Raw genomic sequence first — 23,104 nt, 5'->3', positions numbered from 1 at the left:
CGACGAGGCGGGCTGACCGAGCTCAGCGCTACAGTTGTCCACAGCCGGCGTCAGCCGATGCCGGCCCCAAGCCCTGGGTCAAAGTTCAATCGGCAGGGTGGGTCAAATTTAGATCGGCGCCAACAGCACGCCTTCTGATCGTGCTTCTCGTCCTGCGTTGGGGAGGGCACGCCATCAGCGGGACCGTATCGCTGTAGATCTGCGGGGCCTGCGATCTCGCATTGAGGCGAGGGCCGCTCAAGACGGCACCACAACAGCCGTGCAGGTGCGGCGGGCAGTTGCGCTCATGCTGGACCAAGCCGGCCCTGAAAGCATCTCTATCGCAGTCTCCAGCGACGCGTCTGCAGGACGCCTCGTCAAGGTCACGCTGCGCATGTCGGCCGCGCACGCGGTGTTGCTCGCGAGGCGCGCACGTGCCGCGGATGTGGCGCAGGGGCGCTACGTCTGTTCGTTGTTGGATGGCGTGGCCGCGCCACCGCTGGCCGCCGATCATGGCGCGGTGGTCGCCACGCTGAGAGCGTCCACCGACCGGGTCGCCGCCATGTCTGCAGACCTCAACGCGTTCCTGCGGCTGCTGGACCGCCTGCCGTCAGGGCAGCTGGAGGGACACCGGGCAGGGTTGACGTCCCTGGCCAGCGACATGCGATCGCACCTGGCCAAGGCTTCGGCGCTGATCGCCGAACTGGCGCCTTCAAGGAGGTGCAGGAAATGACGGGGCAGCAGGTCGACGGCGTTTTGGTGCAGTGGGGCGAACGGCTGTTCTATCCCGCCAACCGCATGGTGAAGTCTCCACCGACGCCGAGGCTGAACACGATGATGCGGCGCAAGGCGGCGGTGATCCGCCAGCGCATCGAGGCGACGGTGCGGCGTGCGCCTCAGGTGATGGTCAAGGTCACGGGCGGTGGCCGCGGCATGGGCGCCATTGCGGCGCACTTCCGCTACATCAGCAAGAACGGTCGTCTGGCCATCGAAGACGATCGCGAGGTGGTGCGCGCCGGCAAGGACGCCGTGTGCGATCTGGTGGACCAGTGGCGCTACGGCGGAGCGTTCATCGAGGACGTCGGACATCGGCGTGAGGCGTTCAACATCATGTTGTCGATGCCGGCGGGCACGGACGCCGAGCTGCTGCAGAAGGCCGTTCGCGAGTTCGCGCAGGTCGAGCTGGCTGGGCACCGCTACGTCATGGTTCTGCACGAGCATCAGGCCAACCCGCACGTCCACCTGAGCGTGAAGGCGGAGGGCGTATCAGGCCAGCGTCTGAACCCGCGCAAGGCTGATCTTCAGCGCTGGCGTGAGACGTTCGCAGAGAAGCTGCGCGGGTGGGGCATCGATGCCGACGCCACGCGCCAGGCAACGCGTGGCGAGAGTCGTAGCTACGAACCCTTGTGGCGACTCAAGGCGAAGGAAGCAGGGCGCCTGCGCGTACTGCCAGATGCAGCCAAGGCCATGCGGCCTGCCTCTCGCGGCCGGGCTGAAGCAATGCTCAGCTGGGGGCACATCTTGAAGGTGCTCGCGGCCTCAGATGCTGCGGAAGACCGCGAACTGGCAAAGCGGATCAGCGGCTTCGTACGAAGTTCGTCAGTCTTCAGAACGGCCGCGGATCGACGGCCCGAGCAAGCGGCCCGCGAGCCGCTTCATGTCCAGCGGCTGGACATCTCCCAGGTGGCTGGCCCGAAACTTGAGCGCTGAATGCGATGCGCTGAAGTATGCAGGGTCAGCGATCCGTCCCTCGGCGAGCGGCTGCTCCGCAGCGGTTGCGGTATTTCGCTTCGTCGAACTCGACGCCTGAAAGCTGCCGTTCAACGTTCGACGTAAGGGGCCTGCCGAAGGCAGGCCCCTTGAGGGATGGGTTAGGCCTCACTGGCGCTGCAGCAGCCCGCCAAGCACTTAGAGCTTCTTTTCGTTGACAAGGCGCCAATACTGATAGCCTAGAGCGGTCAGTCGGCACGATGTCGAGTTGATGGCGGCAAAGTACATGAATTCGGCATCGACAGGAACGACCAAGCCGACGCTTTGGAGCTTCTGCAGGTCTTTGAAGATCTTGACCTTCGCAGCGTCAGCAGCGGCTTCTGTGTCCTCGTACGAAGGATCGAGCTTGTGTTCGGCGTCCGGAGTCGAGAAGTACTGAGTAATCCGCCGTAGGACTTCAAATGGAACCTTTGGCGGAATCTTTCTCAGCGACGCGAAGCTAGTAACGTTGGTCCGGAATATTGGTCTTTGGTCCCATGCACCAAGTGCCTCGTCCACGTAGGCGTAAAGAGACCCCGGTGTTATGTTCCCACGGAGGTCCGCCGCGCCACCGCGTAGTGCGTCCGAAAGTAGCGATGTGAAGACGCCGGAACCATTGACTTCGAGGGACGATTCGTAGTCGCGGCTGGCGGTAAGGACAGACAGCCCTTCCGAGAGTTGTGCTGTTCCGTTCTGACTTCTTGAGTCCCAGGCAGCAGATCGGTACGACCGGCTTGCCCGCCATGACACCGTAGCCCGCTTCGATGTTGATCCATGGCCGGGAGTGCGAGGTGGGAGAGAAGAGGACAAACACAAAGTCGGAGTCGGTAAGAGCCGTCTTGACCTTCGCCAACCAGTTGTCGCCGAGGCGGGTGTCTTCAGAGAGGAATACCTCGACCATTGCCCCGAAGATCAGGTCAAGCTGCTCCTTGACCATCTTCGCTAGGGCGAACTCTTGATGGACGTGCGAGATGAAGACTTTCACGCGTATCTCACTTGTTGGATTGACCGGAGGCGGTGCCCGTTTGTGTGTGGCGAGGCCTAACGTTTGACATGAGAGGCGGGGCCCGGTTTGCCGGGGGCGCATCCTCTCGATGGAATAGTTAGGTTTCAGTACCAATCTTGTTGCCAAGCTTTATGTCGAGTTGATACAGGATTCGGTCTGCCTGCTCAAAGGGCAGCTTTGGCGACGATAGCTTGTGCAGTTCGTCAAGGTAATCGAAGTAGATGTCGGATGAGGTGCTCAAATACCGTTCATTCAACTTCTGCGGCTTGGCAGGATATTTCACCTTACCCGGATGAACAATCCGATAAACGCGGTCATCAATGATCTGAAAAGTTAAGGGATTAAGAAACCTGAGGATCGTCGAGGCGATTCCTGGGCTCTTCAGCATCTTGTGCAGAACGGGCTTGGCATCCCGGTGCTGTGTAGGTCTTAGCGTCGCTACACCTTTGAGTTCGCCAAGGAGATCATCCTGAATGCTCGGAAATCGGTTCAGCTTCCATAGAACGATCTCGTAGAAGATCTTGATATCGAGGTCTTCTGGCTTGAGTGTATCGAGCTTCGCCGTTAGCTCGTTCTGGTAGTCATACTCAACGAGCAACTTCTTCGGATCGTCCCCCCAGACTTCTTTGTATTTTGAGATGAGGTCAGTCACCGGCCTTCTCCTCGTGAAGCCTAACGTGTGCGATAACCGGCGGCTGGAGTGCGCAGCGCGGAAGCCGTCCGGTTTATTAAGGTGTTAAACATTTGCACCTCCCAAACTAGCCAAGATCTCTGCAGCAAATTTGCGACTTTGCGTACGGCTCATCTCGTTGCTTGGGCCAATACCTGAATCGCCCCGGTTTTCCTAGACACCCGTGAGCCGTTGGGAATGGCGTCGTTCGAACTCGACCGGCGAAGTGTCGCCGGCAGTGCCGTGGCGCCGCTTGGGGTTGTAGAACATCTCGATGTAGTTGAAGACGTCGGCACGAGCGTCATTGCGCGTGGCGTAGACCTGCCGACGGATGCGTTCGCGCTTGAGCAGTTGGAAGAAGCTCTCGGCCACGGCGTTGTCGTGGCAGTTGCCGCGCCGGCTCATGCTGCTGACCAGGTTGTGGTCGCGCAGGAAGGCCTGCCACTCATGACCCGTGAACTGGCAGCCCTGGTCGGAGTGCACCGTGACGGCCTGCTTGGGCTGGCGGCGCCATAACGCCATCAGCAACGCATCCAACACCAGGCTGGTGTCGATGCGACTGCCCATCGACCAGCCCACCACCTGTCGCGAGAACAGGTCGACCACGACCGCCAGATACAGCCAGCCCTCGTGCGTGCGGATGTAGGTGATGTCGCTCACCCAGGACTGGTTGGGTTGGGTCGCCGTGAACTGGCGCTGCAGATGGTTCGGCGCGACCACGGCAGGCTTGCCGCCGCGCACCCCAGGGCGGCGCCTGTAGCCTGTCTGCGAGCGCAGCCCTTCAAGCCTGAGCAGCCGCGCAACGCGGTGCTTGCCGCAGTGCTCACCGAGGTCGCGCATGTCCAGCGTCAGCTTGCGATAGCCGTACACGCCGCCGCTCTCCAGCCACGCCTGCTTGAGCAGGCCGGTCAAGCGCTGGTCGTCCTGGGCCCGCGAGCTCTGCGGCTCGGCCTTCCATGCGTAGTAGCCGCTGGGGTGCACCTGCATCACCTTGCACATGCGCCGCACGCTGTAGTGGGACTCGTGCGCCTTGATGAACGCGTACCTCACCCGGACTGCTTGGCAAAGTACGCGGCGGCCTTTTTTAGGATGTCGCGCTCCTCGGTCACGCGCCGCAGTTCGGCCTTCAGTCGCCGCAGCTCCTCGGTCTGCGAGGCCTGCGCCTGTCGCTCAGCGGCCGGCGCCGAATACGCCTTGATCCACTTGTACAGGCTGTGCTGGCTCACGCCGATCCGGGCGCAGACGTCAGCCACCCGATGACCTCGCTCCGTGATCTGCTTGACCGCCTCGATCTTGAATTCTTCCGGGTAGGGTTGCTTCGCTGTCATGGCACCTCCTCAGGGCCTCAGTTTGAGGCTCGAAGGTGTCTACTGAACCCGGGGCGATTCAGAGGCGTTTCTGACGCACTTGGCCGACGACCGCTCGGTAGCGCCATCGACTCACAGCCAGGCCTTGTCGGCTCTGCTGTTCTTCTACACCAAGGTGCTGCGCCATGACTTGCCCTGGCTGCAGGAGATCGGCCACCCGCGCCGCCACCGGCGCCTGCCCGTCGTGCTCAGCGTTGAGGAGGTGCGTTGCGTGCTGGCAGGGCTTCAAGGCGAGCATCTGCTGCTGGCCCGTTTGCTATACGGCACGGGCCTTCGTATCACCGAGGCCTTGCAGTTGCGGGTCAAGGACGTGGACTTCGCACAGCGGGCACTGATCGTGCGCGAAGGCAAGGGCGCCAAGGATCGGGTGGTCATGCTGCCGCAGTCACTAGCACCTGAACTGCGGCATCAACTGGGCCGCGCCCGGCTGATATGGGCGGCCGATATCGAGGCCGGGACAGCGGGCGTTGAGATGCCCCACGCGCTGGAGCGCAAGTACCCGCGTGCAGGCGCGTCCTGCCCGTGGTTCACTCGACTAATGCGGCCCTCCCGTGCCCAGGTCTAGCAGGCCTGACTCCTTCTCGCTGCGCGTGAACGGGCCTGCTTGGCGAACAGGCCGGCCCTGATCAGCTGCGCTGCGCGCAGCTCCGGCCAGATCGCCACCCTGTGCACCCGCCGCGCCCGAAGCCGGGCCGCTGAAGTCCCAGGAGGGCTCATGCTGCAGCTTGGGCCTCGGGGCTGCCTCCTGGCCACTGGAACACCAACGCCTGGAGATCCAGCGCCTCGAAGCAGGCGTCCAGCTCGGGAAGCACGCCACGCGCCAGGCGCTGCGTGGCCAGTTGTCGTGCCAGCTCGATCTTCTCGGCCGTCGAGCTGGCTTGAGCGATCAGGTGTTTGAAGTCGGTCGGATCGCCAGCGATCTCCTTCAGGGATTGAGCGGCGCCGCGCACCCGCGCGTAGACCTCGTTCATGTGCAGACGGGCGTCGAGCCGAACTTGCGCCTGGCCGGAAGACCTGCAGTACGCAAGCAGCGTCCCGAAGACCTGCTCGATGGGAGCGTCGTGCGTGATCTGGTTGAAGACCAGCCGCACGCGTTCGGCCGGGACGCCGATCCGGGCCAGCTCAGCCAGCGTTGCCGCCGTGTCCTGCTGCTGCTTGCGGGCCGGCACCGTGGGCACGATGTAGCCGTCGAAGTCGGCATGACTGCCGTCATACCGTCGCATCAGGTCCAGCAACTCCTCGACGTTGCTGGCGCCGACGTCGACGACCACGTTGGAGACCGTCTGCAGGTACTCCTGCAACTCGGCGAACTGGCTTCCCTTGACCTTCATTGGCTCGGCGTCGTCAGCATTGATGCTCTCGACGGCGACGACCTGGCAGCGCGGGATGCGAGGCGCCAGCAGGTGGCGGGCGATGGTGCTCTTGCCGACGTTGCCGGAAAAGTTGATGACTGCGAGTTTCATGACATCTCCTGGTTGCGCATCAGCGGGTTGGAAGGGTTGGCCTTGAAGAAGGCCTCTGCGGCGTCTCGCCCGCGCGTCGTGGGTGGCAACGTGGGGCGGGCATCTGGCGGCGGCGGTGGCGCCGGGGAGCGGGCCTGAATGGGCGGCGCGTATGGCGCAGCGTCATGTCGCGCTTGCTGCAGGCGAGGTAGGCGCCTGACTTCGCGGCGTAGCGTGCTGGTGCTCAGCTCAATGCCGACGTCACGAAGCGCTTCCCGGATCGCTTCGTACGTGTACCCGGCGCTGCGCAGTTGGCAGATCTCCAGCGCGTAGAGCGCGGCCTTGCGGTCGATACGTCCGGGAGGGCGTTTGGGTTGCAGCTGCACGGTTCGCTCGCGGGTGTGACCTCACCAATCTAGGTGCCGGTGGGGCAGCGAACGGGTGGCATTCGGGCGCAAATCACGCCCTTGCGCGGCGGCAGTTCGTCGCCTAGCGAGCGTGTCTGCAGCAGCGAGGCGCGCTTGGCCATCGCATATGGCGCGGCTTGGCGACAGGCTCGTACGGTTTCGCGTCAGTGGCAGCGCCTGTGAGGCGCCTCCGGCACGCCTTTGCAGCGGCATCTGTCAGCGATGCGTCGCCTAACAGTCGGATGTTGGACGTCTAGCGTGCCAGTCGCCTCGCCTGCTGGACGGGCTCCCCTGCCTTTGGCGCTGTGGTGTCAGACAAATGCCGACGAATCTAGATGAGGGCAGGATAGGCTGCGCGCCGGCAAATGGATGTCGGTATGACATCTGGCGACCCTCAGGGTTTGCGTATGCGTAGGCGGCGTGTCCGTTGATAAGCCCAGACGTGGAGGCGTTAGAGGAGGGCGGGTTTCGGAGGAAATCTACAGCCCGGCCCCGTGGACCAACACGATGCTGTCCCACCGCTTGTTTGCTGCATCTAAGCCATCACAGCGCACGAACACCGCCCCCGCCGGGTCTCGAGAGTTCGTTGTCGAGTTCGCCCCATCACATGTCTTCGACCACCTGCGGGTGCGTGTCGGCCACGGCTGCCAGCCAGTCCGGCAGACCGTTCAGTTCCACCAGCGCGTAGCGCACAGCAAGCCCGGCATCGCTCGCCGTCAGGGCCTGCGTCCAACGTGGGTCTTCCGCTTCGGCGTACAGCCCCATGAGGCCGATCGTCCAGGCGACGAGATAGGTGTTCCTCTCTTCACGCTCGGTGGGCATCTGCGACAACGACGCGCGCCAGACTGCCCCGTGTGACCCGGCGACTGATGCTGCCTCGTTCGGTCAATCTGGGTTGCCGAATCGCTTATCCAGTACGCGCGCTGCGACGATGAACAATGTTCATCAGCCCGTCTGGAGTAAGAGCAGCAGCCGCACCAAGTCAGCCTGCCGCCGCGTGTAAGTCTTGTCGAAGACGGCACGCATATGCGTTCGCACGGTGCTGATTCCGATGCCGGCTTCAGCGGCATATTCGTCCGGCGTCCTCCCCCTGGCCAGCGCGAGGGCCACAGCGCTCTCGGCCCTTGTCAAGCCGAAGAGGCTGACCAGCTGTTCAGTCGCTGGTAACACGGCGAGCCCTGGGGAGCGCGCCATCACAAGTACCCTCGCCGTCCCAAGCCTCGAGCGAAGAGGCGCTTCAGCCGGCAACGCGAAGATCGTGAGGAAGCAGGAGTGCGGCTCCCCGCTTCGGCTGGTCATCGCGAGACGCCGGGCCAGGCCGGTGACCGCAACGTCTGCCAGCGTCTCGCGCAGGCGCGCCGCGTCGCCATCATGGGCGGCCTGGAGGATTGCGCCGCGCCGCATCAGGTGCTGTGCTTCTCGAAGCATCGTCTCTGCGTGTGAATTTACATGCACGATGCGGCCGGACTCGTCGAGGCCGAAGAGCGCCAGGCCAGCGGCATTCGCCGCTTCTCGCCCGATCTCCGCGGCTTCTCTCAAAGGCTCCGTCTCGATCCACAGTCTGACGGCGCGCTGCAGATGAGGAATCATCCGTTGTGTGCGCAGGATATCGTCGTCGTGGAAGGCTCCACGATCGTCCGCGCGCATCATGGCGAGCAGCACATCGTGGTTGCCCGCCAATACAGGTCGCGTGAACCACGTGTAGCGCTGACCTACGACAGGAAGCAGGTAGTCCTGGAAGAATTCGCTGCGGGAGACGAACCTCTCCGTGAAGTGGTGCTGGCAGACTGCCACCTCCCCCACAGACAGGCTATCTACCAGACGGCGTCGCGGATCGACCGACCAAAAGTGGTCGTTGTAGACGTCGATGGCATTCTGCTGCACGCCTTCGGTGAAGACGTTGAATGGCGCGGATTGCGCCATCGGGTCCCAGCACAGGAAGTGGAAGACGTCTGTCCCACTCCAGGCGGCTAGACCGGCCAGCGCCGAATGCCACCGCTGCGGATGTATGGCGGCCTCGTACAGGCCAGCCACGACGGTGTCGAAATCATCGGCCGCGCTTTTCTCCACTCGTTCTCCCGATGGAATCCGCCCTCAATGGAATCGAATGCGCCACGATTCTAGGGAGGGTGGTAGGGCAGGGGCGGCGCAGTGAGCCTTCGCAAATTGCCGAACCTTCCTGGCGTGCAAGACGTCACATTGCGAGCGAAGGTGAACGAGCGCCCTCGTTCATTTGGATGAGATGGGCGGCCGCGCCTGAAAAACAGAATGAAACCAGCCCGCAGGTCCGTTTCTTGCGGCATACAAGACCAACCACGCGCTCGGCGCAGAAACCACTGCAGATGAACTCGACCTCGACCGCCCGCCTACACATCCTGTCCGCTGCCGTACTCGCCCTGACCTTGACCGCTTGCGGTGGCGGCAGCAACTCGTCCTCCGCCGACGCCAATCCGCCCGCGCCTCCAGTCCAGCCGACCACGGTCACAGGTACGGCCGCCACCGGCGCCGCCATCCAAGGCACCGTCGTCGCCATCGACGTCAACGGCAAGGTGTCCAGCGCCGCCACGACGAACAGCAGCACGGGCGCCTACACGGTCGATGTGGCCGGCATGACGGCGCCTTTCCTGTTGACCATCACCGGCAGCTCGGGTGGCCGCCTGGTCTCGCTGACCTCGGTGGCCATGGCAGCCGGCCAGACCGTCAATCTCACGCCACTGACCGACTTGATCGTGGCCACGGCGTCCGGCGCCACGGGCGGCAGCAGCCTGATCGATGCCTGCACCCTCGCCAGCGGCAGCACGACCGCTGCCACGGCCTGTACCGATGCGCTCAAGGCGGCCACCACCGGAACCAAGCTCAAGGACGCCGTGACGCAGGTCGCCACCATGATCGCCCCGCTGAATACGGCCGGCACGGACCCGCTCAACGGCACTTTCACGGCGAATGGCACGGGCATGGACGGCGTTCTCGATCGCATCCTGGTGGCTCCCGACTCCAGCGGACAGGCCACGGTCACGCTCGTTGCCACGCACGAGACCATCGGTCAGCTCGGCAGCAGCGGCACACTGGCCGTCACGGCCCCGAGCACGGCACAGGTCAATGCCGCCGACAAGGTCGCCACCGTGCTTCCAGAGATCAACGCTTGCCTGGCCTCGCTCTCCGCGTTGTATCCGAGCACCGGCTTCACCAAGCCCACGGCCGACCAGGTCTCGCCCTTCATTGATCCGAACTTCAACAGCTTCAGCGCCGCCAAGGCCGACGTCGTCGCTCTGTTGACCAGCGGCGAGGCCCCCTTCAACGCCGGCCTGATCATCAAGGCCACGAATCTGGCGCGCCGCAACCTGAGCCTGCTCAGCAGCAGCGAGATCGCCATCCTCACGGACTCGACCACGACCAACAAGGTCAGCACCATCCTCAACACGCGCGCCAATGGCGGTTCGCCGGTGATGGTGGACGGTTCGGGTAACCCGACCAGCGCCTGGGTGCTCATGGAGGTGAGCAGCGGAGGCATGTCGGGCGAGCCACAGAGCTTCGTCAGGGGCGCGGCCTACACCGGCTGCCCCGGCGGCTGGCGCTGGGCCGGTGCGCAGCATCTGGATATGCACATGATGGCCCGCGTGGCTCGCAACGAGACCACCTCCACGCTGACGCGCGAGCGAGCCTTCCACATCGAACGTGGCGCGGTGGCCAGTGAGGTGGCGGCCGGCTTCATGGTTGATGTCAGCACGGTCGATGTGCGCGGCCCCGGCATCGTGGCCTACTCTGGCACCGCGAGTGCTCCGGTTGGTGCGTCCGTCAAGCTGACGCTGAACCGCTCGGCTGACCCCTTCCAGAACACCTTCGTCATCGGCAACGGCACAGGTTTTTATGGCACCAGCGACGCACTCCAGAGCTGTTCGGACGTGGCTGCCGCCAATGCGCCAGCGGGTACGCCCTGCATCGACGAATCGCAGGTCAAGCCCGGCAGCACCTACGCCTGGGCCCTCAAGGCGGCCAGCAACGGCCCAGTGGTGAAGGCCTTCTTCTATGAGGTCAACGCGGTGCCGCTGTCCAAGTCCTTCGCGCAAGCCAACGCAAGCAACCTGTTCGCCACCATCACCGCGGTCACGCCGGCCTCCGTGGCAGCCGTCAATACCGCCATCGGCAACGCCAGTGGCTCGGTGCTGGACGGCATCTTTAGCATCAGCTACACGCAGGGCAGCGCTTACGGCTCGAAGGCGGACAACTGCGACATCTCGCTGGTGAACGCCGCCAACAACACGCTGCTGCGCGCTGAAGCCAACGCCGTAGGTCAGGAAACGCAGTGCAGCTTCACCACTGCAAAGCTGAACTCTGGTGCGCTCGGCAAGCCTGCAAATGCGGATCCGAAGGTTGCCAGTGGCTGGGTCAGCGTGGCGACGCAGGTCTTGGGCAACCAGATTACGACGGGTCGGACATTGCCTAAGCCCTGATAACCCAATCAGACAGAAGAAAGCCCGCTCTAGGCGGGCTTCTTTCATTGCAAAGAGCGCTTGATGCTTGGGAGCTTTTTCTGAAGCCAGTCTTCGAGGTCTCCATTGCCTTCTTCTTGGCACTCGCAGGGCTTCTTTTCGCGCGGTAGCGGGCGTACGCAATCGGTAGTCAAGTTGAATTCGCCGCTCGCTTACGACAGAACCCCAGCAAGCGTCCTCGCGCTCACCCGCCCGCAACCCCGCCCCCCTTAGCCTAGGGAGAGGACGGTCTTGCGTGTCCAAGACCCGAGCCTCGGCGCGTTCAGTAGGGCAGGTGAACTCCCAACGCCCTCACAAGGGCTGTGCCTCGATGAACGGCTTCAGATCTCCCCCACTACGTTGGCGGACCACCCTGCTCCTTGCGCTGTTGGCCGCAGCACCAGCCGCACAGGCCCAGCCGCGTGAAAACACGGGCCGCGTGCAACAGCCCATCATTGCCGGCAACAACGTCGAAGAGGCCACGCAGCGGCGGCTGGGCCTCGTGACGGTCAATGGTGGCTGCAGCGGAACGCTGCTCAACCGATATTGGGTGCTGACTGCGCGGCATTGCGTCTCCACCAACAGCCATCCCGACGGCCCGCTGATGCAGGCACAACAGGTCCGGATCACCGCGGCCTGGACGTCGTTCACGGCGCATGGCACCGACTACAACGAGTTCGCTGTGAACCGGCCCACGCCGAGCCGTGACATCGTGATGGTCTATCTGGGCTTGGGCGACCTGGCTTGGGACGGCGAGAACTTTCCCTACCTCACCGATGCGACAGACCCGCAGCACGACGACCCGGCCACCTGGGCCGGGGCCCGGCTGAAGGACACCGACACGGTGACGCAATACGGCAGGGGCTTGACCAGTTACGCGTCAGGGGTCGTCGGCACGCCGTCCGAGACGCGGGCGCAGGGCAGTGGTACGTATCACAGCGCGTCGTTCACACCCTCGTCCATCAGCGAGACGCGGTATGTGCTGCAGGCCAACGGCATCGGCCAGGTGGGTGCCGGTGGCGACAGCGGCGGGCCGACGATGGTGGCGCGCCGGGGCCGGGGCGGCGGCCTGGCCATCGCCGGTGTTCAGTCGACCTGCACCGCGACGGGATACATCCCGGTGGCGACGGGTGTCGCCACGCCGCCGAACTATCCGGATTGGTCCTATGCCACCGGCGAAAGCGCCTGCCAGTACGTCTCGACGGAGCCGTTCGTCAAGGAGATCGGCGCGGCCCTACAGCGCTCGCCCGATCCGAAGAACCCCGCTTCCGCCGCGATTCGGGCATTGCCCGACATCGTCGACTACGTCCTCCAGTGACCCCACTTCCCCTCGAAAGGCTCGACACCATGAAATTCCAAAAGACCCGACTGGCCCTCATCGCCGCGCTGTTCGCCCTCGCTGGCTCGGCCATGTCTCAACCCGCGCCGAGCGTCACGAACGGCGTGCCGGTGAACGTGTTTGCCGACCCGTCGGACGTCGTCATCGAACTCGACCAAGCGGGGCGCTGTGGTTCGAAGTATTTCCACATCCAGCGCATGAAGCCCAATTTCAAGGAGGTGACCGCCGTGATGCTGACGGCGTTCGCGACGGGGAAGCGCTTCGTCGCTTTCGTCGAAGGTTGCGCCGGCGACCGGAACATCATCAGCCACGGATTCGTCACCCGCTGAATTGGCGGCGGGTCTCAGGGCCCGCCGTCGGGCTCTGTCGCGTTAAGGGAAACCGGGCGAAGCGGAGCGCAGTGCCGCGCCGCTCAGCGAGTGGCCAGACTGTAGAAGGGCTCTGTCGCGTTAGGGCCGACGAGGACAATGCCGTGATGCTGGCCCGCACGTCCAACTCCAGAACTCGACCCTTCGCGGGGTGATCAAACGGCTGCGCTTCCCGCTGGAGGTGATGTTGGTGTGCGTGCGCTGGTATGCGGCCTACCCGCTGAGCCTGCGCCACCTCGAGGAGATGATGGCCGAGCGCGGCGTGCTGGTCGACCACGCCACGGTTCGCCGCAGGGCGGTGAAGATGCTGCCGGAGCTTGCGGCGGTGTTTCGCCGGCGAAAGCATCCGGTGGGCACGTCGTGGCGGGTCGATGAGACCTACGTGCTCGCGGGCGGACTGTGGAAGTACCTGTACCGGGCGGTCGCCGCGCAGGCCCGCACCACGGACGTCGACGCCGATAAGCGGGCTGTGGCGGCCGAGGCCCGTCTGGAGGGCTCACAGAAGGCGCTGGAGGCGATGACGCCGCAACCGAGCCAGGCCAGGGCCGAGTTGCAGCGCCTGCACCCCGAGCCCACCCGCGCCGCGGCCGCCGAGGCGACCAACCGCGGTCACGTGGAGTGGATCCACCTGCTCACCCAGACCGTCGACATGATGCGCCGCCTGGTGCCGGAGCGTCCGGGCGCGGGCCGGCTGAGGCAGGGAAGGGCGGCTGATGAGGTTCGTCGTTCGGGACACCGTCAACTTCGAGCTGATGGAAGTGAAGGACGTCAGCCACAAAAAGCCGCACTACCTGGCGCTCACCGCCACGCTCAAGGCGACGGAGTTCTTCCACGACGACGGCCGGCTGCACTGGGCCAGCGCGACCATCGAGCTCGACGCCATCTACTTCGCCGGCCCGGCGTTGGCGCTTCAGAGCCCGGTGTCGGACTGGTTGTGCTTCTCGATGGCGGCCACGGCATCCAGCGTGAACCGGCCGCTGGACGCGACCACGCAGACGTCCACGCGCGGCGGCTCGCCAAACTCCTTTGCGTCCCGGCTCACGGGGATGCCTTTGGCCCACTTTTGGCCCACTTGCCGTTGCCGGCTCATGATCGAACTAGCAATCTAATGAAAAAAGCCATGCAAATCTGTGACTTGACCCAAAAGCTGCCGAGGCCTTGAACCCATAGGTTGGCCGCTTTCGGCACGGCCGCAACGGCTTCAACTTTTTCTCCCCTGGGAGAGCCCGCTCCGTCGCGTGGTCGCGTTCGCCGACCGTTGGCCGAGAGTCGTCTGTTCTACTTCACCTTGGCCGGGAGTTCTTCAATGCCATCAAGGCCTTGCGGATGCGACCCCGCAATGGTGGCCAAAGCCTGGCCGGAAGTTCCCCAAAACCTGCGGCCCGACCGCGACCCCTGCACTCCGAAATCGCGCCTCCGCAGACCGCCGGCGGACGCATTGACGCTGCGCCGCGCCGATTCCTATCCTGATCCTGTTGCCGTTCAACGCTTGGGCGCCCCAGACCAAGCTTTGGTGGCGGCCGAATTGGCATTCACATGGAGCATGAAGATGACCAGCGAGACTCTCCCCCTTCGTTTCGACATCCGTCGGGTCGGCCGGTCGTGGACGCCGGAGGAATTCGCCATCAAGGCTGAATGGGTTCCGGGCAGACTGGAGGTTGTCCTTGGGCGCGTCTGCCCAACGCTGGAGCAACGACTCCTGCTGCTCGGCATGCTTCTAGAGAACGTCGGGCTCGACCTCACCTTGAGGTTCGCAGACCCGCGCCTGTGGACCGAGGCGTTGGCGGCCCGCGAGAACGAAGCGATCCGCCCAGCCGCCAGCCTTGGCCGCGACATCGTCGACATAGCCAGGTTCGTCGAGATGGCCGAGGTTTCCGCGTCGGCCACGGATACAGAGCCATCGCCGCGGCGGACTTGGAATTACCGGGTCATGCGCTTCGAGCATGGCGAAGACGCATGGGAGGCGATCCACGAAGTCCACTATGACGGCGAACGCCTATTGGCTTACAGCGCTGAGCCTGCCGTGCTGATGTGGAACGAATCGGAGGGCTCACTGGCGGCGCTGCGGTGCATGGAGCGGATGAAGGAAGCGCTGTTGAAACCGGTGCTGACCGAGGCGGATTTCAAAGATGTTCGGTAGAACTTGGCCGGGCGGTCCATGTTTTGATTGGGCGCAAGATCTGCGTTGGCCTTCAGGACTTGATGCGGCAGTCGAGTTCTGCCTGGGAGAAAACGCGCTGGTCAGCTTCAGGAGCTCGATGGCCTGGCGCAGATCCTTCACGCGCTGCGCCTCGCTGGCCGTCACGCCCTTCAGCACGCCGGCGTCGACCTCTGCGCACTTGACTCATTCCTTCAGCATCTGCGGCACGCAGCCAATCTTGGGTGTGATGGCCTCGACGGCCGCCAATAGCGACGGGTACCACCCGAGGAGTTCCTACGTCATCCTCGCAAGGTAGTTCGGAGGCTCTGCTCGAGCGGAACGCCGTCATCGGCCCAAAGCGGCGTTGAGCTGTGTCGCCAACCGCGCTCCCGCCTTGGCCATCCGTTGTTTGCTTGCTTCCGCACCTCTGGTCTCAGTCGTCTGTCGCCGTAGAGGTGACCCTGCTGGCGAAGCATCCAATTAGTAGGTCGCCGACTTGGCCGCATCGTTCCTTGCGACGCCATCTTGGAACAGAGGTCGGTTCGTGGCGTTTCCTCTAGTAATTGCGCATGCCATGCTGAACGCTGCGAGGGACTACTGACGTCGGGCCGTCGATGGTGGGTGCGCTCAATAACGCCACTCGCAAGCGCAATGTGTTCGGGATTTCCCGTCCTGGTAGTGGGTGACTATTCCCTCGTCATTGACCTGGCACCTTCACGGCCGGAGCACCACAATCCGCCCGCATAAATGCCGCCTACCTTCGGGATAAGTAGCGGCGCGAGACAGGGCCGATGGAGTCATCGGTGGAATCTCAAGGGAGGCGTCATGCAGGGATGGGGGAGTTCGTTTGGCCTGGGCAAGCGGTTTGCTGTTCTGGGCCTGATGCTTGCCGCGGTCGTCGCACAGCCTGTCGCATCGGCGGCAGGCGTGAGTGGCGGCGTTGGAACAATTGGCGAGGAGACACTGACGTCGCTGACGTTGTCTACCTCGGCAACCACCGTCTCGCGAAGCAGCAGTGTCGCGATAACTGCCGCCGTTCGGCCTGGCGCGTCCGGCACGGTGACTTTTGGCGCTAACGGTTCAGATTTGGGAACCGTGATCGTAGAAGTCGCAAATGCGCCCGACGCCTGCCCTCCTCCTGGGGACGATGCGAAGAATCTCACCACTAGCAGCACTACTACGGCTGCCGGCTGCGAATCCAACTCGGTCGCGTCGGTTGTTCTGACGGTGCCGCCCAATAGTTTGCCGACTGGCGTCGTTCTGATCAAGGCATCCTTCTCAAGCAACGATCCAGCTTACTCCGCAAGCACTGCGGAACTCAGTCTGACAGTTATAGGTGATTCTGCCCAGAAGATTGCTTTTGTGACGATGCCCCGCGCTGACGGCTATGACAGCAGCTGGAAGACCTTTGCCCCCACCGTTTCCAGCGGATTCAACGCAACTCGCTTCGAATGGGATTTCGACGGGGATGGTGTCGTCGATGTTGTCGACGTCACTGGCACCGTACAGGTATGGCGCTATCCCCGAGCAGGTAACTACACGGCCACGTTGGTGGTTCGCGATGCATCTGGGACTTCGCTCAGCGCCACCCAGGTCGTGAATGTGCCGAACCCTCCACCGGTCATCAGTGGATATTCGCCAAGCGTAGAAGCGAATTTGTCCGTCGGTGCCAAGCCGGCTATCGGCGCCTCATACTCCGACCCACTTGGAGTTGACACCCGCTCAGTTCGACTCGTGGTGGACGGCGCTGACGTGACGGCGCTCGCCAACGTGACCGCTACAGCTATCTCCTACACGCCAGCCGCTGCGTTCGCTGCGGGTAGCCACAGCGTTCTTGTGACAGCGTTCAATTCGGCTGGCTCGGTCGCGCAGGCGACCTGGGACTTCTCGGTAGCGGCGGCGCGGACGTACACGGTCAATGTCATAAGTCCCAGTGGTCCGACAGTCGTCAATCCAAGCCTATCCGTCGTGGTGGACGTAGGCAGCAATCAGGGCCACGCCAACAGCGTGACGCTGAACGGGGCGCAGATGTCCGCGGTAGATGGAGCGTTGCTCGCCGGTGGGCAACGGTACCAAGCACAGGTCGCGCTAGCCGATGGTCAAAACACCTTGTTGGTTGAGGCTGCGTTCGACGATGGACAGACTCGCAGCACGAGTGTTGCCATTGAGTACGACGCGCCGCCCCGTGTGACCATCATCACCCCGGTCGACAAGGCCGTCTTTGGCCGTGCTCTTGCTAGCAGCCCGGGTAACCTCACAGGCAATGTCGATCGACCTATCACAGTGACCGGTTCGCTGGCTCGCCCAGTTTCATCCGTCAGCATCAACCAGCAGCAAGCGCAGCTGGATTCGTCAGGGCTGAGCTTCAGCTTTCCCAACTTCTTCTTGCACGAGGGTAGCAACCTGCTGAATGTTGTCGCGACCGACGCTCGGGGGCGCACCGGTTCGGCCTCGTTGAGTCTATATGTGGATCAGACTGCCCCCATCCTGTCAGTAGAGTCGCCGCGACCGGGTGCTATCACTCGCGCCGGGTGGATCGACGTGCGGGGAATGGTGAACGACGCCGTGGAGGCCGGCGTTGGTTCGGCGGAGCCGCAAGTTCTCGTCTCCGTCAATGGGCAGCCTGAACAAGCTGCCGTAGTGGCAGATCGATATTTCCAACTCAATCGGCTGGTGTTGGGCCAAGGGCTAAACCGGATCTCGGTGCGAGCAGTTGACAGCCTCGGCAACGAGCGCAGTCAGACGCTGGATTTGTACCACGTGAACACCGGCCTGGCTGGCCTGGTGCTCGTAGATGGTCACGATCAGACTGCTCCTGGTCGAGCGGAACTACCCAAGCCATTGGTGGTGTTGGCACTGGATGCCAACGGCGAGCCGGTGCCCAACCAGAGCGTGGACTTCATCGTTGAGCGTGGCACCGGCTCGCTCAGCCCTACTCAAGGTCAAAGTGCGTCGGGGAATTCCGCCTACACAGCGCGGGCGATCAGCGTGGCAACCGACTCGCAGGGCAAGGCGTCGGCCTGGTTTACTGTTGGCAAGCAAAGTGGTCCAGCTGCAAATCTGGTGCGTGCCGTTGCTGGAGGTCTGGGTGGGGAGTCGGTGCTCTTCGTTGCTAGCTCATTGCGCGGGGACCCCGCTCGCGTCACCGCTGACTTGGGTATTAACCAGATTGGCGAAACCGAGGCGCAGGTGATGGAACTGCTGAGTGCGGTGGTGCGCGACTCCGGCGACAACTATCTTCCCGGTGTTCGAGTGCAGTTCCGTGTGGAGGAGGGGAAGGCGATGTTCGTCGATTCGTCCGGTGGAACGGTAGCTCCTGACGGTCAGAGCATCGTTGTATTCACGGACAAGAACGGCGTCGCCGCCGTTCGGCCGAGGTTGGGCAGTCAGCCCGGTGTGGTGCGTATCAGTGTGCAGGCAGCTAAATCTGCAGCAGCGGACTTCAGCGACCCTGTTGGCGTCGTGGCTGGCGGGGGCTTCGTCATTCGTGCCAAGCAGTCCGGCGAAGGCCCTACAACGTTTTCTGGCTTCATCTATTCCGACAAGGGTCAACCACTGCAGGGTGCGAAAGTCAGCATTGGGCGCACAGCTCTGCTCGCCACCAGCGACGACAAAGGGTACTTCGAGATCGCCAACGTGCCAGCGGGACGCATTGACCTGTTCGTGGACGGGCGCGCTGTCAACCCGGGCAACGACCCCACCCGGCCACAGTGGCCCAGTCTCCATTTTGAAGCGTACGCGGTACGTGGGCAGCGCAATGAGTTGCCGCATGCGATCTACCTGCCAGCCCTTCTCACGAGCGAGGCTAAGGTGGTAGGTGGCAATGAAGATGTGGTGCTCACCATTCCCGGGCTCGAGGGATTTCGGATGACGGTCAAGGCCAATAGCGTGACCTTTCCCGACGGCTCGCACACTGGCACCCTTGTCGTGAGCCCTGTCACTGCTGACAAACTCCCCATGGCTCCGCCCGCCGGCGGTGCGCAGTTTGGCGTCCCCGCTTGGACTATCCAGCCGGCCGGTACGCGCTTCGATCCACCTGTAGAGGTGCGCATGCCTAACAGCACAAACGAGCAGCCAGGTGACAACTTGCCTGTGGTGCAGTGGGATCACGATCTAGGGCAATACGTACCGATGGGCCGGGCGACCGTTTCGTCGGACGGGGCGTGGTTGACCACCGACTCGGGCTCTGGTGTAACCAAGGCGGGCTGGGGCGGGGTGTGCCGTTACGACAACTGCAAAACGGCGGCAACCAAATGCCCCGACTGCATGAAGATGAGTGCTCAAGGTTCCTCGCAATGTCCTAATTGCGCACCTGATCGAACTCAGGATGACAAGCCATGTAACGGGGATGCCTGTATGCGCTGCCGAGGAGGAAGTTGCATTGAGAAATTCTCGAAAAATACAAAGGCAATTGACAGCCTTTTTGTCGATGTGCAGCAGGAATACCTTCCATCAATTCCCGGCGGTAATTTGGGTTTGTTCAATGGATTTAAGTCGAGCCCCGGGAAGCCTGCCATATGGGACATCGACGTCAATCCGCAATGTTCGAGCGACGGGAGCTGGAAATTCAAGATTTCAAAGGCCTTCATTAGTTCGTACGTCCTGATTGCCGTCAACCATGAATATTTGGAGCTGAATGATGCAGAGCTTTCCAAGCTGGCTGGAGGTGCAAATGTATGCAGGGCATTAAACCACGCTGAATACTCTTTGAGATCCTCTGCATCTAGTCACTATCCAGAAGGCTCAAGATCAAACCCCGATGTCGCCCTTTTGCTCGGGCTTTCGTGGAAGGATCCAAACGCGCCGGTATATGATTTGTTGGCGGGTATCATTGCGCATGAAGGCGAGCATTATACGCGGTTTAAAAAATATGTTAGCGATCCCTGGGAGAGATTTAAATTGGTCATCGGCCAGTTGCAGACCCCTATTCTCGATGGGGACGACGTTGCGTCAGCGAAAGCTCGGATGCAACAAAGGGTTGACGATGAAATATTGAAAATGCATCAGGCGACTAAGGATGCGCAAATTCTTCAGGCTGGATATTACGATCACGGAAATCCGGAAACGTTCTACGCCCGCTCAGTTGGCGCCATGTCACGCACGTTGCGGCTGCTGTATCAGGCGCGGGCGGCGAACGGCTGCGTCAAGTCGCCTTTCGATAAATAGGCATAGCAATGATGAAGAACTTCTTTGCGCTGGTGGTTTGCGTCCTGCCTTTGTATTCAGGTGCGCAGACACTCATGCCAGAGTGCTCGGCAGAAGATTCTGTGATCTATCTCGAATCGATTCGGGTCACAAACTGTTTGGTTAAAGGTATTAGATCGGACGGAGTTACGACTGAATTCGCTCAAAGGATCGAAAATGTTGGCAAGCAGGAAGTCGTTCTCGAGTTGCTCGACAGCTATTTCGTAGTTTCGTTGGCGAGAATATATTTGAGCGGCTCGCGGGCTGTTCTGAATAAGGATCCCACTATCGCCAACGGCCACGATGCCGCAGATCATGCAAATGAATTCCCAAGCTTCAAGGAGGTACTGCTGAAGTCCGGAGAGTCCGTTATCTTCAGAGTGCTTGCCTCCGAGATTCTTTCTTCTCCTCCCATTAATGGACAGAAGTACACCGTATTCATGCGGAGTGATGTGCCCTTTCGACGGCCGGCGGAGCCTAGAAAGCAGGGAGCATCCCTTCGAATGAAGGAGGAAATCAAGTCGGGACGAGTTGTGCAGGACTCCATGTTTGAGGGTGTGGCACTGCGATGAGAGCCATACATGCAACGGCAAGCCACTTGGATGGAGAGAGGGCGAACCGTCCGCCTACTCCCAGTCGGGCGTGAATGGTGTGGAGGATGCATGACGGCCGGATCAATCAGAACATTTGGTACGTGCAACTTGTTCTCTAGCATGGTTCCCAAGCTCAAGTTTGTTGCGCTGCTGGCTTGGGCGACGCTGACATTCTTGGCTGAGGCATCGGCGCCCGCAGCTGATCCCACGGGATGCGTCGCAAGTGCTCAGAACCGCAGCGTTCCTCTGACCAGTTTCGGCGACTTCGTACTCACGAACCTGCCGGGCAGTGGCTTCGTTCCTTTCGGAACAGTCGACGCACAGCCGTTCCGAGTTCGCGTGACATGCAATGACGGCACTGTTGGCGAAACGGCGTTGGCTTTTCCAATGTTTGAGCAGTCGCTGGTCCAGTCCGGACCGATTGTTTGGGGCCAGAGCACCCCCGTGCCCACTCAGTTGCGGCTTGATCTGCCGAGCTACGTTATTAGCCCTGGCAACCCCAATATCGCTGGCCAAGTGACGGCGCGCTACGCCGATGGCAATGAGAAAAACGTGACAGCGCGCACGTCAGGTACGGGGTATCGCTCCTCGTCCGCCGGCTTCGTGGGCGTGAGCAATGACGGACGCGTCTATCTGCAGTCGGCCGACACGCTGTCGTCGGTCGCGGCTCAGCTGCCCGTCCCCTCGATTATCACAATCACCGCCGAGAACGACGGCGTGGTGAGTAGTCGCCTAGTGCAATTGGTCAGTAGTATTTCCTTGAGTGGGAAGGTGGCTCAGGCAGACAACCGCGACGCGCGAGGGATCGAGGTGCGTCTGAGCATCGCCGGGTACGACGACTTACTGACTACGACAGATTCTGCCGGCAACTACCGTTTCAGCAGCCTGCCTCTTGCCGTTAAGCGCTATGCCGATTTATTGGTGCTGGATCGCGTCAATCGTCGGATGGGGGGGGCAAAGGTTTGGTTGGACGCCAATGGCAATGGCCAGCCGCCACAGATTGTGCTGCAGGGGGGAGGTAGGGTGCGCATCAGCGTCGTCGATGCGGCTGGCTCGCCGCAAGCGGGCGTGTCGGTCGGGGTCAGCGATGCCTACGCGCGCGCGCTTGGCCTTGCACCTTCGATGCTCACCGCCGATGCGAATGGCCAAGTCGAATTTCAGGACGTCCCCGCAGGCACGGTAGTGGCCGTCAGCAATGCGGCGGGATACGCCGCTGTGCCGGGCCAGGTCTTGCTGGCTGCCGGCGCTGTCGCAGCGATCACGCTGCGAGCGACCGGCGCCAGCCCGGCTTCACAGGCGGCCATTGTGGGGCAGGTATTGCAGCAGCCTAGCCTTACGGCCGCCGTGGGCGCCACGATCGAACTGCTGGAAGACAAGCCAGGTGCAGCTCCCATGCGTCAAGTAGTCGACGGGTCAGGGCGCTTTTCTTTCGCCGGATTGCCGGTCAACACGCTGTTCAACTACCAAGTGAAGGTGGGCGCGGAGGTTCTTGCCAACGGGGGCGTGTACACCGGCCTTGCGGGCAGCCAGCGGGCACTGAATGTCGAGCTTTCCGCGCAGCGCGGCTTGAGCGGCATCGTCGTGGCCACGGATGGCCTGACGCCCGCGCCGGGTGTTGCGGTTCAACTCAGCTATTTCGACGGCAGCATCCAGACGTGGACCGCAGCCGGCACCATGACGAGCCGCGCCGATGGTTCCTTTGTCCGGCGCTACCTTGAGCCGCGACGCTACCGACTTCAGGCGCTCGCGGTCGACGGCTCCAGCGCGACCATTGAGGTCGATCTGAGCACCGCCCCGCCGAATTCGATGCAGAACAACCTGCGCCTTCAGCTCGCGTTGAGCCCAGCGCAAGTAAAGCTCGGCCTGCGGGCGACGGTACTCGGTGCCGCCGACTTCGGTCCCTTGGGGGCGGAATTGTTCGTCAGGAATTCCTCTTGCCCCGCCTGGTGCGGGATGGGGCAACTGCCGACAACGACGGCGACGCTGACCACCGACTTCTTGGGGCAGGGCCGCAACGATTTCGAGCTGCGGTGGCGTGGCCGCGTGCAAGCTTTTTCCGTCGACGTCGGCCCTAGCAACGACGGACAGACGGTGTCGCGCGTGATCGATTTCGGTCCCGATGTGAGCGGCGTGAATCGCATCCCAGCCCAGCGTTCGCTGTATTCCTTCAACGTCGCGCAAGGTGACAGCATCTACGCGGCCGTGCTAGGCCGAGCGCAGGACGGCGTGGCTGCGGCCGCCGCAGTGAAGTACGAGCTCTATGACTGTTGGCGCCGATCTAAATTTGACCCACCCTGCCGATTGAACTTTGACCCAGGGCTTGGGGCCGGCATCGGCTGACGCCGGCTGTGGACAACTGTAGCGCTGAGCTCGGTCAGCCCGCCTCGTCGC

General features: G+C 62.5%; 17 protein-coding genes and 2 pseudogenes. 12 read left to right on the top strand and 7 right to left on the bottom strand.

The window, feature by feature from the left end; translation table 11 throughout:
• The first annotated feature begins 286 nt into the window (after positions 1–286).
• Positions 287–712: a hypothetical protein gene (locus ACG04R_RS27865; RefSeq protein ID WP_394417889.1), complete on the top strand. Its 426-nt coding sequence runs from the start codon at positions 287–289 to the stop codon at positions 710–712.
• The gene (locus ACG04R_RS27860; RefSeq protein ID WP_394417885.1) at positions 709–1,689 is read left to right on the top strand and encodes a relaxase/mobilization nuclease domain-containing protein; all 981 of its coding nucleotides are present in this window, start codon (positions 709–711) and stop codon (positions 1,687–1,689) included. Before ACG04R_RS27865 ends, ACG04R_RS27860 begins: the two co-directional genes overlap by 4 nt.
• A gap of 499 nt (positions 1,690–2,188) precedes the next feature.
• Here ACG04R_RS27860 and ACG04R_RS27855 read toward each other — a convergent pair whose 3' ends face one another.
• The 3 genes from ACG04R_RS27855 to ACG04R_RS27845 form a co-directional block, all read right to left on the bottom strand.
• The gene (locus tag ACG04R_RS27855) at positions 2,189–2,713 is read right to left on the bottom strand and encodes a toll/interleukin-1 receptor domain-containing protein (RefSeq protein ID WP_394417882.1); all 525 of its coding nucleotides are present in this window, start codon (positions 2,711–2,713) and stop codon (positions 2,189–2,191) included.
• A gap of 118 nt (positions 2,714–2,831) precedes the next feature.
• Complete coding sequence (locus tag ACG04R_RS27850; protein WP_394417879.1) at positions 2,832–3,386, bottom strand: hypothetical protein; 555 nt, start codon at positions 3,384–3,386, stop codon at positions 2,832–2,834.
• A 192-nt stretch (positions 3,387–3,578) separates the two neighbouring features.
• A protein-coding gene (locus tag ACG04R_RS27845) for an IS3 family transposase (RefSeq protein ID WP_394417876.1) occupies positions 3,579–4,732 on the bottom strand; the annotation gives its coding sequence in 2 pieces (ribosomal slippage) (positions 3,579–4,492 and positions 4,492–4,732; 1,155 coding nt in all).
• A gap of 61 nt (positions 4,733–4,793) precedes the next feature.
• Here ACG04R_RS27845 and ACG04R_RS28665 point away from each other — a divergent pair.
• Together ACG04R_RS28665 and ACG04R_RS27840 are read left to right on the top strand one after the other, a co-directional pair.
• Positions 4,794–4,895: pseudogene (locus ACG04R_RS28665) on the top strand (phage integrase N-terminal SAM-like domain-containing protein); the annotation flags it as partial.
• Positions 4,887–5,336 (top strand): tyrosine-type recombinase/integrase, encoded by a 450-nt coding sequence (locus tag ACG04R_RS27840; protein WP_474103941.1) that lies wholly within the window; start codon positions 4,887–4,889, stop codon positions 5,334–5,336. The pseudogene ACG04R_RS28665 and the gene ACG04R_RS27840, both read left to right, overlap by 9 nt.
• A 148-nt stretch (positions 5,337–5,484) precedes the next feature.
• Here the strand turns inward: ACG04R_RS27840 and stbB are convergent, their stop codons facing one another.
• The 4 genes from stbB to ACG04R_RS27820 form a co-directional block, all read right to left on the bottom strand.
• The gene (gene stbB, locus ACG04R_RS27835) at positions 5,485–6,234 is read right to left on the bottom strand and encodes a StbB family protein (protein ID WP_394417873.1); all 750 of its coding nucleotides are present in this window, start codon (positions 6,232–6,234) and stop codon (positions 5,485–5,487) included.
• Complete coding sequence (locus ACG04R_RS27830) at positions 6,231–6,599, bottom strand: hypothetical protein (RefSeq protein ID WP_394417870.1); 369 nt, start codon at positions 6,597–6,599, stop codon at positions 6,231–6,233. The genes stbB and ACG04R_RS27830 overlap by 4 nt, the downstream gene beginning before the upstream one ends.
• 624 nt (positions 6,600–7,223) lie before the next feature.
• Positions 7,224–7,451 (bottom strand): hypothetical protein, encoded by a 228-nt coding sequence (locus tag ACG04R_RS27825; RefSeq protein ID WP_394417867.1) that lies wholly within the window; start codon positions 7,449–7,451, stop codon positions 7,224–7,226.
• 114 nt (positions 7,452–7,565) lie between these two features.
• Complete coding sequence (locus ACG04R_RS27820; protein WP_394417864.1) at positions 7,566–8,690, bottom strand: helix-turn-helix transcriptional regulator; 1,125 nt, start codon at positions 8,688–8,690, stop codon at positions 7,566–7,568.
• Positions 8,691–8,701: 11 nt separating this feature from the next.
• Between ACG04R_RS27820 and ACG04R_RS27815 the strand changes: the two genes are divergently transcribed.
• The 8 genes and pseudogenes from ACG04R_RS27815 (at position 8,702) to ACG04R_RS27780 (ending at position 23,053) form a co-directional block, all read left to right on the top strand.
• Positions 8,702–11,071: a hypothetical protein gene (locus ACG04R_RS27815; RefSeq protein ID WP_394417861.1), complete on the top strand. Its 2,370-nt coding sequence runs from the start codon at positions 8,702–8,704 to the stop codon at positions 11,069–11,071.
• A 457-nt stretch (positions 11,072–11,528) separates the two neighbouring features.
• On the top strand, positions 11,529–12,407 hold the full coding sequence (locus tag ACG04R_RS27810; RefSeq protein WP_394417858.1) for a trypsin-like serine protease: 879 nt from the start codon (positions 11,529–11,531) through the stop codon (positions 12,405–12,407).
• On the top strand, positions 12,404–12,757 hold the full coding sequence (locus ACG04R_RS27805) for a hypothetical protein (RefSeq protein ID WP_394417855.1): 354 nt from the start codon (positions 12,404–12,406) through the stop codon (positions 12,755–12,757). The genes ACG04R_RS27810 and ACG04R_RS27805 overlap by 4 nt, the downstream gene beginning before the upstream one ends.
• A gap of 190 nt (positions 12,758–12,947) precedes the next feature.
• Positions 12,948–13,244: pseudogene (locus ACG04R_RS27800) on the top strand (DDE-type integrase/transposase/recombinase); the annotation flags it as partial.
• Between the two features lie 891 nt (positions 13,245–14,135).
• The gene (locus ACG04R_RS27795; protein ID WP_394417852.1) at positions 14,136–14,936 is read left to right on the top strand and encodes a hypothetical protein; all 801 of its coding nucleotides are present in this window, start codon (positions 14,136–14,138) and stop codon (positions 14,934–14,936) included.
• A gap of 825 nt (positions 14,937–15,761) precedes the next feature.
• A complete protein-coding gene (locus ACG04R_RS27790; protein WP_394417849.1) occupies positions 15,762–20,102 on the top strand; it encodes a PKD domain-containing protein in 4,341 nt (1,446 codons plus the stop codon).
• Positions 20,103–20,110: 8 nt separating this feature from the next.
• Positions 20,111–20,692 (top strand): hypothetical protein, encoded by a 582-nt coding sequence (locus ACG04R_RS27785; protein WP_394417846.1) that lies wholly within the window; start codon positions 20,111–20,113, stop codon positions 20,690–20,692.
• A 141-nt stretch (positions 20,693–20,833) separates the two neighbouring features.
• Positions 20,834–23,053 (top strand): MSCRAMM family protein, encoded by a 2,220-nt coding sequence (locus ACG04R_RS27780; protein WP_394417843.1) that lies wholly within the window; start codon positions 20,834–20,836, stop codon positions 23,051–23,053.
• Positions 23,054–23,104 lie beyond the last annotated feature (51 nt).

The organism is Pelomonas candidula (assembly GCF_043555985.1).
Lineage (GTDB): Bacteria > Pseudomonadota > Gammaproteobacteria > Burkholderiales > Burkholderiaceae_C > Pelomonas > Pelomonas candidula.
Note: the sequence above shows the minus strand (reverse complement) of the source record. Positions and strands in the feature narration are given on the sequence as shown.